Raw genomic sequence first — 12,951 nt, forward strand, 5'->3', positions numbered from 1 at the left:
CAGGTAATTCAAATAAAGTTCAAACACCAGTAAAACAAGCAACTATAGATAATCCAGACGGCGGTCTTGTAAAATCAGCAAATCCATCAGCTGTAAAAGTTGGAGATGTTGTAACTTATACAATAAAACTTACAAATACCGGAAATACGACAGCTAACAATGTATTCTTAAGTGATACTATCCCAACAGGAACAACATTTGTAACGGTACCAAATTCAGTAACAGTAAATGGTGTAATTATACCGGGAGCAGATCCAAATCCTCCAAGTTCAATACCAGTTGGAAGTATAGGACCAGGAGCTACTTCTACAGTAACATTCAATGTTGTTGTTAATACAATTCCAGCAAGTGGAACTATACCAAATGATGGTACAGTAAACTTTGATTATATAGTAGACCCACGTGCATTACCTGTACCAGGATCAGGAAATACTAACACAGCAGTAATCGGTGTAAATCAAGCTACAATAGATTATACAAATGGTGGCGGAATGATAAAATCATTTACTCCAGCAGCTGTTAAATTAGGAGACGTTATAACTTATACAGTAGGACTTAAAAATACTGGAAATGCAACAGCTACTAGTGTGACATTTAGTGATACTATACCAACAGGAACAACATTTGTAGCTAATTCAGCAACAGTAAATGGTGGAGCAGTAGCTGGAACACCAAATCCTCCAAGTTCAATACCAGTTGGAACTATAGGACCAGGAGCTATCTCTACAGTAACATTTAAGGTAACTGTAGTTACACTTCCAGCAAGCGGAACTATACCAAATGACTCAACTGTTAACTTTAAGTTTACAGCAGATCCAAGTGTACCAAATGGAGCAACTGGCGGCGGTAATTCAAATAAAGTAATTACACCAGCTAACGAAGCAATTATAGATAAAGCTAACGGTGGAATGGTTAAATCAGGAAGCCCATCAGTTGTAAAACTAGGAGACACATTAACTTATACAGTAGTTCTTAAAAATAGTGGTAACACTACAGCAGTTAATGTAGTATTCACAGATACTACACCAGTTGGAACAATAAATCCAGTGCCAGCACCTCCAATAAATGTTGGAGATATAGGAGCAGGTGGAACAGCAACAGTAACATTTGCAGTAACTGTGGTTTCAATACCAACAGGTGGAACAATACCAAATGATTCTACAGTAAACTTTGTTTATACTAAAGATCCAAACTTCCCAAATCAAGAAGCAGGATCAGGTAATTCAAATACACTACAAACACCAGTTAAACAAGCAACTATAGATTATCCAAATGGTGGCGGAATGAATAAATCAGTAAATCCAGCATTTGCAAAATTTGGAGATACTGTAACTTATACAATCGGTCTTAAAAATACAGGTAACACTCCAGCTAACAATGTATACTTCAGTGATACAATACCAGCAGGAACGATATTTGTACCAAATTCAGTAACTGTAAATGGTGGAGCAGTAGCTGGAACACCAAATCCTCCAAGTTCAATACCTGTAGGCACTATAAATGCAGGAGCAACTTCAACAGTAACATTTAAAGTAACTGTAAATACAGTACCAGTAGGTGGAGATATACCAAATGATTCAACTATTAATTTCAATTATGTAGTTGTTCCAACTGCGCCTCCAGTACCTGGTTCTGGTAACAGTAATACTGCAACATTACCAGTTCATCAAGCAACTATAGATTATACAAATGGTGGCGGATTCGTAAAATCAGGAAGCCCATCATATGCAAAAGTTGGAGATGTAATAACGTATACAATTGGTATGAAAAATACAGGCAATACTACTGCAAATAATATAATATTCACAGACACTATTGCTGTAGGAACAACATTTGTACCAAACTCAGCAACATTAAATTCAATACCTCAACCAGGAGCTAGTCCAGTACCTCCAGTAGGAATGCCAGTAGGAAGTATAGGACCAGGAGCTATTTCAACAGTAACATTCCAAGTAACTGTTGTGTCAGTACCTCCAACGGGAACTGTACCAAATACAGGAACTGTTAAGTATGACTTTACAGTAGACCCACTTGTACCAGACGGAGCAAAAGGTTCAGGTAATACTAATACTATCAATACACCAATAAATGAAGCGATTATAACTACTGATACAATTAATGTAGGATTTATAAAAACAGCAAGTCCATCAGCAGTACAACTAGGAGGAACAGTAACTTATACAATTAGTATGAAAAATACTGGTAACACTCAAGCTAACAACGTAATCTTGGTTGATACTATACCTCCAGGAACAAGCTTTGTAGCAAATTCAGCAACATTAAATGGAGCACCTCAACCAGGAGCAGATCCAAATCCTCCAGGTGGAATGCCAGTAGGAAATATAGCACCAGGTGCTACTTCTACAGTAACATTCAAGATAATTGTAAACACAGTACCAGCAGGTGGAACTTTACCAAATGCAGGTACAACAAACTTCACTTTTACAGTAAATCCAAATACACCAAATGATACAGTTGGAGCAGGTAATACTAATATTGTAGTTATAGGCGTAAACCAAGCAACTATAGATTACAATAACGGTGGCGGAATGGTTAAATCAGTAAATCCAGCATATGCAAAAGTTGGAGATACTGTAACTTATACAGTAGGACTTAAAAATACAGGTAATGCTACAGCTAACAATGTATACTTCAGTGATACTATACCAAGTTCAACAACATTTGTAGCTAACTCAGTAACTGTAAATAATGTTCCTAGACCAGGAGCAACACCAAATCCACCAAGTTCAATACCAGTAGGAAGTATAGGACCAGGAGCGGTTTCAACAGTATCATTTAAAGTTACGATACTTTCAATACCAGTAGGTGGAACTATACCAAATGATTCAACTGTTAACTTTACGTTTACAGCAGATCCAAGTGTACCAAATGGAGCAACTGGTTCTGGAAACAGTAATACTGCTACGTTACCAGTAAATCAAGCAATAATAGATAATAGAAATGGTGGTGGAATGGTTAAATCATTCAGTCCAGCATATGTAAAAGTTGGAGATATTTTAACTTATACAGTAGGCTTAACAAATACAGGAAATACTGCTGCTGATAATGTAGTATTTACAGATACAATACCATCAGGAACAACATTTGTACCAAATTCAGTATTTGTAGATTTAACAAACAGACTAGGCGAAAGTCCACAACCTCCAACAGGAATATTAGTTGGAACTATAAATGCAGGTGCTACTTCTACAGTAACATTCCAAGTTGTTGTAAATTCAGTACCAGTAAATGGAACTATACCAAATGACTCAACTGTTAACTTTAAGTTTACAAGAGACCCTAATTTACCAGATGGAGAAGATGGATCTGGTAACTCTAATACTACTCAGACACCAGTAAAGCAAGCAACTATAGACTACAATAACGGTGGCGGAATGGTTAAGATAGGAAATCCATCATATGTAAAAGTTGGAGATACTTTAACTTATACAATAGGTATGAAAAATACTGGAAATACAACTGCTAACAATGTAATATTCACAGATACAATAGCAGCAGGAACAACATTTGTAACTAATTCTGTAATCTTAAATGGTATTGCTCAAATAGGAGCAAACCCTGACCCTAATTTCCCTCCATTTACAGGAGTATTTGTAGGAAATATAGGTGCAGGATCAAGTTCAACAGTAGTATTTAAAGTTACTGTAGACACAGTACCATTAGGTGGAACTATACCAAATGACTCAACTGTTAACTATTTATTTACAGTTGATCCACAAGTACCAAATGGAGCAGTTGGTTCAGGTAATAGTAATACTTTAAATACACCAGTAAAACAAGCAACTATAGATTATGTAAATGGTGGAGGATTCACTAAGTCTGGAGATCCAGGATATGTTCAAATAGGAGATGTAATAACTTATACAATTGGATTGAAGAATACTGGAAACGTTGCAGCTAATAATGTAGTATTTACAGATACAACACCAGCAGGAACAGATTTCATTGCAAATACAGTAACTGTAAATGGTATTGTTCAACCAGGAATAAGCCCACAGCCTCCAACTGGAGTACCAGTAGGAACTATAAATCCAAATGTAATTTCAACTATAACGTTTAAAGTTAGAGTAAATTCAATTCCAATAACTGGAACTATACCAAATACTGGAACTACAAGATTCACATATATAGTGGATCCAAGTTTACCACCAGTAAATGGCTCAGGTAATACAAATAAAGTTGATACAGGTGTGAATGAAGCAATAATAGATAATAAGGTAGGCGGAGGATTTGTAAAATCAGTTTCTCCAAAATTCGCAGTAATAGGTGATACTTTAACTTATACGATAGGTATGAAAAATACTGGAAATACTGCAGCTAACAATGTATTCTTCAGTGATACTATACCTACTGGAACAACATTTGTACCAAATTCAGTAACATTAAACGCAGTACCTCAACCAGGAACAAATCCAAATCCACCAAGTTCAATACCAGTAGGAACTATAAATGCAGGAGCATCTTCAACTGTAACATTCCAAGTTGTTGTTAATACAATACCTGTAACTGGAACAATACCAAATGATTCAACTGTTAAGTTTACGTTTACAAAGGACCCAGGTATCCCAAACGGAGCAAATGGTTCTGGTAATACTAATAGAGTTAATACTGGTATAAATCAAGCTATAATAGGTGGACCTACAATTCCAAACAATAGTTTCGTAAAATTGGCTGATAAGGCTTATGCAGATATAGGAGATTTTGTAACTTATACAATTCTTGCTAAGAATACTGGAAATACTGCAGCGAATAATGTAGTAGTTACAGATGCTATACCTAATGGAGCTGTTTATGAATCTGGAACACTTACAGTAGATGGTGTAGCTAATCCAAGTAATCCAAATATAGGTATAAGTATAGGAACTATTAACTCAGGTCAGACAAAAACAATAGTATTTAAAGTTAAAGTAGTTGCAATACCAATTCCTGACCCAATGTCAAATATAGCAAGAGTAACTTATCAATATACAGTAGATCCAAGTATACCAAATGGAGCAGTTGGAACTGGAATTACAGCACCAGTGGATACTAAAGTAAATCATGGAGTAATACTTCCACAAGATGCAGTTAAAACATCTAACAGAGTTCAAACTACAGAGGGCGATGTAATAACTTATACAATAACTGCTAAGAATACTGGAAATGTTCAAATAGATAATGTAATTGTATTAGACACAATAATAGCACCAACTACTTTTGTAAATGGATCAGTTTTAGTAAATGGAGTAAGCGATCCAGGCGCTAATCCAAATACAGGAATAAATGTTGGAATAATAGGTGTAAATCAAACATCAACAGTAACATTCGATGTTAAAACAACAGCAACAATACCATCGAATGTAGTGAATAAAGCATCGATTAATTATAAGTATGTAGTAGACCCAGCACAGCCAGAGAAGAGTGCAAGTACGCCAACTAACACAATTACTATTCCTAATTTATATCACAATATAGTTGCGACTAAGAGTAGTGATAGAGTTGGAGCAATAGTTGGAAATAGTATCGTATACACTGTAACTCTTGTAAATGATGGTCAAATAGATCTTACTAACGTAGTAGTTAAAGATCTGTTAAATCCAAGCTTACAATATACTAATAATTTAACTATAAATGGAGTACCAACAGTAGGAGATATAACATTTGGAGTTAATATAGGACCTATATTAGTTGGTCAGATTGTAGTTGTTAAATTCACTGCACAAGTTCTTTCAGTACCTGTTGGTGGAGACTTAACAAATCAATCGACTGTAGATTATCAATATACACTACCAGGAGCACCTACTGAAAGTGCAAGTGACGTAAGTAATGTAAATCATGTTAAGATATATCAACCATCTATAGTATTTAACAAGGTTTCAAATAAAATTTCTGTTAAAGTTGGCGACACATTTAATTACACTGTAACAGCTACTAACAATGGTGATATAGCGATAACTAATGCAGTAGTAAAAGATACTCTACCAGCATCAATTATTGTTACTCAAGTAACAGTAAATGGAGTAATAACTCCTGGAAATATAGCGTTAGGTATTCCAATAGGTCCTATAGCTGTAGGTGAAACTAAGATTGTGGTTATAACAGTTAAAGTAATTGCTCCACTTTCAGGTAAATACTTTAACATAATCGATGGTGCATTCTCTATTGTACCGGACCCTAAGTTCCCACCAGAAGTAATACAAAAAACAGCTACTGATCCTAAGGGTGTTACAGTTTATAACCCACAGCTTACAATTACTAAGAGTGCAGATAAGAGCTATGCAGTAGTAGGAGACACAGTAACTTATAGTATAGTTGCTAAAAATACTGGAGACTTATTATTAAATGGTATTAAATTAGATAATGTAACTATTTTAGATATACTATCATCTGAACTCGAATTTATAGCAGGCAGCGTGACAATAGATGGTATAGAGTATCCAAATGAAACTATAATATCTGGAGTTAATATCGGTACACTACAGATTGGTGAATATAAGACTATAACATTTAAGGCAAAAGTTGTAGCTCCAAGTGATACTCCTATAGTTAATACTGTAATAGGAAACTATAGCTTTACTTTACCAGATACACCACCACAACAAGCAACTGCAACAAGTAATGCGTTCACATTAATTATTAAGGTGGCTCATATTGCAGTTAAAAAAGTTGCAGATAAAACATCAGTATTTATAGGAGAAACAGTAACTTATACTGTAAATGTTATAAATGATGGAGACGTAGATGCACTTAACGTAATATTTAAAGATGTACTTCCTAAGGGTCTTACTTTAATAGATGGAACATTTACTGTAGATGGAATAGTAATAAATGGTGTAGAGCCTACTATTGGAGTTAATATAGGAAATATACCTGCAGGAACTAGAAAAGTTGTATCTTACAAAGTTAAGGTAAAAGGATCAGCATGTGGATGCAGTGGCTATTTAACTAACTCGGCGAGTGCAATATTTAAATATTTATTACCTGATAGAAGTATTGGAAGTATTCAAAGTGATCCATCAAGTGTTACTATAAGTGTTGCTTTATCAACATTCAGACAAATAAGTATTGAAGAAAAACTTCAAATACCGCCTCAAAAACCTTGCATCGAATCTATAAATGATGTAAAAGGTGAAATTGAGATATTAAATTGCCACATTATACAAACTCAAGAAGCAACATCTCGTGAAGGTCAACATTTAACTGGATACAAACTAGTAGTCCACGGTAGATTAAAACAAGTAGTAGAGTATACTGCAAATGAGCCAACTCAACCAGTACACTCAGCACACTTTAATACACCATTTAGCAACTTTATAATGCTTCCAGAAGATTATATAATAGGAAGTAAAGTAGATGTTGAAGGAATAGTAGAAGACATTTACTCAAATGTAATAGATGAAAGATGCTTCTTTAGTAATGCAACAGTAATAATAACAGCAAAAATATTATGTTGCTAAATAATATTTAATATTTAAGGAACAGGTAGTCCATATATTGAGTATTATATTAGTAACTGAAAAGTTAAATTATGAAACAAATCAATAAAATTAAAATAGAATAGTATATATCAATTAAAGTATATACTATTCTATTAAAAAATAAGAGGAGGATATAGATGGGTTCAGTACAAAGAAGTCTCATTTCGTATCAAGGCATAGATAGTTGCCAATATACAAACATCAAAAATTTCAAACAGTTTAATATAGATTATATATTCTGTATACCATGTCAAAAACCTAATATAGAGCAAGTAATAAAAGTTTCAGTAGAGCCTTGTGTAGAGCATCATGAAGTAGTAAAAACACCAGTAGGAATCTCTTTAGAAGGTCAAGAAGTAACAGGCTATAAGCTTTTAGTATCTGGTGATATGAAATTAAAGGTTGAGTATGTAGCAGATGAACCTACACAATCTGTTCATACAGCACACACTACATTCCCATTCTGTAGTTATATAGTACTACCAGCTACTTTCAATCCATCTTCTATGATATTCCCAACTATCGCAGTAGAAGATGTATTTTCAGAACAAATGGATTGTAGATGTGTTTATAATAATATAACAATGCTTTTAGTAGCAGATATTTGTTAAAGGAGGAGCCTGAGATTATGATTTGCAAACCTAATAATAATTGTGTCCAGAATGTATTGCCTACAGAGGCAATCTATTTTAAAGAAGAATCAATCTGTGAAGTATTAAGCATACCATGTCAAAAGCCTGATATGGAAAGAATTTTAGACATGATGGTATGGCCAGAAATAGAAAGTATGAAGATAGTAGAAACAGTTCAAGGTCTTTCAAATGAAGGTCAAAGATTAACAGGAATAAAATTAGTAGTTGAAGTTAGACTTAAAGAAAAATTAACTTATGTAGCACTCGAACCTACACAATCGGTTCATGCAGCTCACTTTGAATCTTTAAAAAGTATGTTCATAGTCTTGCCTGCAGAAGTGGATGGCAGAAGTACTTGTGATTTAGTTCGTACAGGAAGGATAAGTGTAATACCATATGTGGAAGCAGTATATCCAAGAATGTTAGATAGCAGAACGGTACACAAGTGTGTATTATTATTTATAAATGCTAAATTATGTTAAGAGAATGGAGGTAAGTAGATGAGTGCAAATGTAACACTAATAAAACAATCGAATCCTCAGTATGCTATAGTTGGAACTACTATAACATATACAATAATGGCTACTAATAATGGAACAATACCCGTTTCAAATGTAATTGTAAACGATTTATTACCTTCAGAGCTACAATTCATAAATGGAAGTGTTCAAATAAATTCAAATCCAATGCCCTTAGAAAATATGTTATTAGGTGTTAATATAGGTACGCTAGGAATAGGAGCAAGCAAATCAATATCATTTGATGCAAAAACATTATCATCAGGTTCGACTACAATACCAAATACAGCTAGTTCAGAATTCAACTATCAACTGCTAGGAGCTAGCTCGCCAAGTCTTGGTATGAGCACAAGCCCTCCTTATGATATATATTTATATAATGCAGATATATCAGTTAAAAAATCAGCAGATGTTAAACAAGCAAATATACAAGATGTTATAACATATACTGTAATTCTTAAAAATACAGGAAATGTAATTGCATCAAACGTAATATTTAAAGATATACTTCCAAAATCTATTAAATTAATTGATGGAAGTTTCACTATAAATGGAGTAGTAGTAAATAATGTTAATCTATCCTCTGGTATAAATATAGGAACTATTGCACCTGGAGGTCTAGTAACATTAGTTTATAAGGTCACTGTTGTTGGATCAGGATGTAGTGGAGAAATTATAAATTCTGCTAATGTAAGTTTTAACTATACTTTACCTGATGGAACTAACGGAAACAAACAAGTTCTAGCTCAAGAGACTGCGAGTGCTACTGTAAATGTTTCATTATCAACATTTAGACAAATAAGCATAGATGAATATCTTGAGATTCCATGTCAAAAACCAGATATAGAAGCCATAAATAATATAACTGGTGAAGTAAAAATATTAAATTGCCATGTTATACAAACCCAAAATGGAAAATCTACAGAGGGTCAGCAATTAAGTGGATATAAGTTAATAATACACGGCGTATTAAAACAAGTTATAGAATATACTGCAGATGAGGCAACTCAGTCAGTACATTCAGCACACTATGATGTACCATTTAGTAACTTTATAATATTACCACCAGATTTTGTGTTAGGAAGCAAGATAGAGGTTGAGGGAATAGTAGAAGATATTTACTCAAATGTTATAAGTAAAAGATGTTTCTTCAAGAATACAACAGTATTACTAGTAGCTAAGATACTTTCTTGCTAATATAAATAGATTGTGACAGTCATTTAAAAGGATACTCCAACTGGTGTATCCTTTTTTACTAGAAAATTCAGATGATACAAATTTTATTTAATATATAATGTCGAAAAATAAGTTTAATATGAGCATATTTTGAATATTATATATTAAAGGTTAAGTAACCTTTGAATAAAAAAGGAGGATAATAAAAATATGAATTCCATAAGTAGAGAATTGATACAATATCACGGAATAGATGACTGCATAAATTTAAATTTAAAGAATATTAACCAACTAAATATAGATAATATATTTAATATACCATGTTGTAAACCAGATATAGAGCAATTAGTTAAAATATGGGTTACTTCGAATATAGTTAAATATGAAGTTATTGAAACACCAGTAGGATCATCCTTAGAAGGCCATACTCTGACAGGATATAAATTATCAATAACTGGCGATATGAATATGAAAATTTCATATGTAGCAGATGAAGCAACTCAATCGGTTCATATTGCAAATACATCCTTTCCATTTTGTGGTTATATAATTCTTCCAGAAGGTTTTAATCCATCATCTAGAATATTTCCAATCATTAGTATAGAAGATATTTTTTCAAAAAAATTCAATTCAAGATGTGTGTACTCTAATATAACTTTCATCATGTCAGTAGACATATGTTAAGGAGGTAATTTGGAAATGAATTATACTGTACAAAATATGTTGCCACAAGTTAGCAAATACTTCAAGGAGGTGTCTTTATGTGAAATACTTGAGATAGATCCTCAAAAACCCGATATAGAAAATATATTAGATGTATTAGTCTGGCCTGAAATCGAGAATATTAGTGTAGTTGAGACAATTAAAGGAACTTCATATGAAGGTCAGAAATTAAGTGGTATAAAACTTGTGGTTAATGTTAAGCTTAAAGAAAAAGTAATATACACAGCAGATAATAAAATTCAATCTGTCCATGCAGCGCATTTTGAAGAGTTAAAAAGTGTTTTTATAATAGTTCCAGAGTTTATAAATGGACGAAATATTCATGAATTAGTAAAATTTAATCAGATAAATATTATGCCTTATATAGAGTCCGTCTATAAAAGAAAGCTAAATTCAAGAAGCATTCATAAATGTGTATTATTAATTTTAGATGCTAAAATTTTTTGTTAAATAACAATTTATAGTGTATAAAAAGGCCTAGAATAAAAGTTTTCTAGGTCTATTCATGTACAATTATATTAAATATACATACTATATACAAATCAACCAAGTAACTCTATCATTTATTAATTCCGTATCATACAATTTCTTATCTATTTGTTTTAAAGCGGCTTTTAAACCTTCCTCTAAACTCATTTTTTGAGTTTATTCTAATATTTTTGAACCCCATAATTATAGCTGGTTTAGACTTAGCATTCCCCTTGTATATATAAATATTGATTCTGTTATTTTTGTATTAATCAATATTTTTTAGAAATTTGTTTTTAATTTTAAATACATAAACATTTGTAAATATGTTTACAATTATGTATTTATTTTAAGCAACAGTTTTTACGATATAGCTTAGAACTAATTATATTTTTGACTATAACATGACAGAGTTTTTATTTGTTACTATCCAATACTAAAATCCAGTCCATAATTGATTTATCAATAGCAAAGTTTCTAGCCTTAGAAAATTCATTTTAGTAAAAAAACTAAAAAAATCCCTAGAAAGTATCAATATCTAATAGACTCTCTATGGATTTAATCATATTAAAATTCTAACAAGTAATTTGAACTTTGAAAGTTACTATTGAAGTATTTCCAGCAGGTATTGTTCCAATATTTATACTAGCTGGAGTTCCACCAACTGGATTTCCGTCTACTTCAAGAGATCCTAGTACATAACTTGTTCCGTTCGGTACTGTGTCGGTTAATACTACATCAAGAGCATCTGCATTTCCATTATTCGGAATAGATATTGTATAAGTTACAATATCTCCACACTGTGCATATTGTGCATCTGTAAATTTTACTATATTTCCTAAATCAGCATGATTTATTGTAGTATCAACAGTATTAGTATTTTGAACACCTGTTGATGTTGTTAATAAAGTTGGGTCAACTATAAAATTATATCCAACAGTTCCTATATTTAGTATAGGATTTGTAGTTGGTATAGTATTAACAAATACCTTAAATGTTACAGTTGAAGTTCCTCCTATTGGTATAGTTCCTATAGTCACACCAGGAGGATTTGGTGATACTCCACTTATTGTCAATCCATTTACTGTTACTGAATTTAAAACTAAATTAGTACCATCAGGTACTGTATCTACAAAGACTACATTATCAGCAGTTGTATTCCCAATATTTACAAGTGTTACAGTATAATTCAATGTATCTCCAATTGTTACAAAATCTTTATCTACAATCTTAGTTAATCCATTTAAATTAGAGTAGTTTATTTGAGTATCTACTATATTAGATACTTCACTTTGTGCTCCTGAAACTAAAGTAGAAGTATATATAAGTGTGGTATCATTTTGAATAGGATTTGAAGTTGGTACTGTATTAACAGTTACCATAAAGCTTACCGTCACTACTTGATTAGCTGCTAATGTGCCTGTATTTATTCCATTTGGTGCTGTATAGTAGTATAACTTTAAGAAAATAGTATTAAATTTCATAAAGTAGTTAATAAAAATAATATGGCATATGATATAAAATTTAAACAAAGAGTACTCGAATATAGAGGAGAAGGTCATACATTTAAAGATACTTGTAAGACTTTTAAAATATCTGAAACATCACTAATAAAATGGATGGAAAAAGAAAAGGAAGGTAAATTAGAAGAAGTAAAAGTAAGAGTTAGAAAACCAAAAAAAATTTGTCCAGAAAAATTAGTTGAATACATAAATAAAAAACCAGATGCATATTTAATTGAGATTTCAGAAGAATTTGATTGTAGTACTACAGCAGTGATAAAAGCATTGAAAAAACTAAAAATAACACGAAAAAAAAGACCACTTCATACAAAGAACAATGTCCTGAAAAAGTAGAAAAATATTTAAATGAGATAGAGTGTTTTGATAAAGATAACATTGTTTATATTGATGAATCAGGTGTAGAAAAATATATTTATAGAGAATATGCAAGAGC

Annotated in this window: 8 protein-coding genes; 7 read left to right on the top strand and 1 reads right to left on the bottom strand. The window is 32.2% G+C overall.

Annotation, left to right across the window (positions count from 1 at the left end):
• The 6 genes from ACRC03_RS01555 to ACRC03_RS01580 form a co-directional block, all read left to right on the top strand.
• On the top strand, positions 1-7,457 hold a 7,457-nt coding region (locus ACRC03_RS01555), incomplete at its 5' end, for a DUF7507 domain-containing protein (protein WP_438650793.1).
• A gap of 158 nt (positions 7,458-7,615) precedes the next feature.
• The gene (locus tag ACRC03_RS01560) at positions 7,616-8,089 is read left to right on the top strand and encodes a DUF3794 domain-containing protein (protein WP_438650794.1); all 474 of its coding nucleotides are present in this window, start codon (positions 7,616-7,618) and stop codon (positions 8,087-8,089) included.
• A 17-nt stretch (positions 8,090-8,106) separates the two neighbouring features.
• Complete coding sequence (locus ACRC03_RS01565) at positions 8,107-8,592, top strand: hypothetical protein (RefSeq protein ID WP_438650795.1); 486 nt, start codon at positions 8,107-8,109, stop codon at positions 8,590-8,592.
• A gap of 18 nt (positions 8,593-8,610) precedes the next feature.
• On the top strand, positions 8,611-9,825 hold the full coding sequence (locus ACRC03_RS01570) for an SPOCS domain-containing protein (protein ID WP_438650796.1): 1,215 nt from the start codon (positions 8,611-8,613) through the stop codon (positions 9,823-9,825).
• 189 nt (positions 9,826-10,014) lie between these two features.
• A complete protein-coding gene (locus ACRC03_RS01575) occupies positions 10,015-10,488 on the top strand; it encodes an SPOCS domain-containing protein (protein ID WP_438650797.1) in 474 nt (157 codons plus the stop codon).
• A 15-nt stretch (positions 10,489-10,503) separates the two neighbouring features.
• Positions 10,504-10,977: a hypothetical protein gene (locus ACRC03_RS01580; RefSeq protein ID WP_438650798.1), complete on the top strand. Its 474-nt coding sequence runs from the start codon at positions 10,504-10,506 to the stop codon at positions 10,975-10,977.
• Positions 10,978-11,570: 593 nt separating this feature from the next.
• On the opposite strand, the gene ACRC03_RS01585 is transcribed toward ACRC03_RS01580, so the two are convergent.
• Positions 11,571-12,479 (bottom strand): hypothetical protein, encoded by a 909-nt coding sequence (locus ACRC03_RS01585; RefSeq protein WP_438650799.1) that lies wholly within the window; start codon positions 12,477-12,479, stop codon positions 11,571-11,573.
• A 21-nt stretch (positions 12,480-12,500) separates the two neighbouring features.
• Between ACRC03_RS01585 and ACRC03_RS01590 the strand changes: the two genes are divergently transcribed.
• Entirely contained in the window at positions 12,501-12,851 is a 351-nt protein-coding gene (locus tag ACRC03_RS01590) for an IS630 transposase-related protein (RefSeq protein ID WP_438650800.1), read from the top strand.
• Positions 12,852-12,951 lie beyond the last annotated feature (100 nt).

Source organism: Romboutsia sp. (genome assembly GCF_051659545.1).
In the GTDB taxonomy this organism is placed as follows: Bacteria; Bacillota; Clostridia; order Peptostreptococcales; family Peptostreptococcaceae; genus JBOFOR01.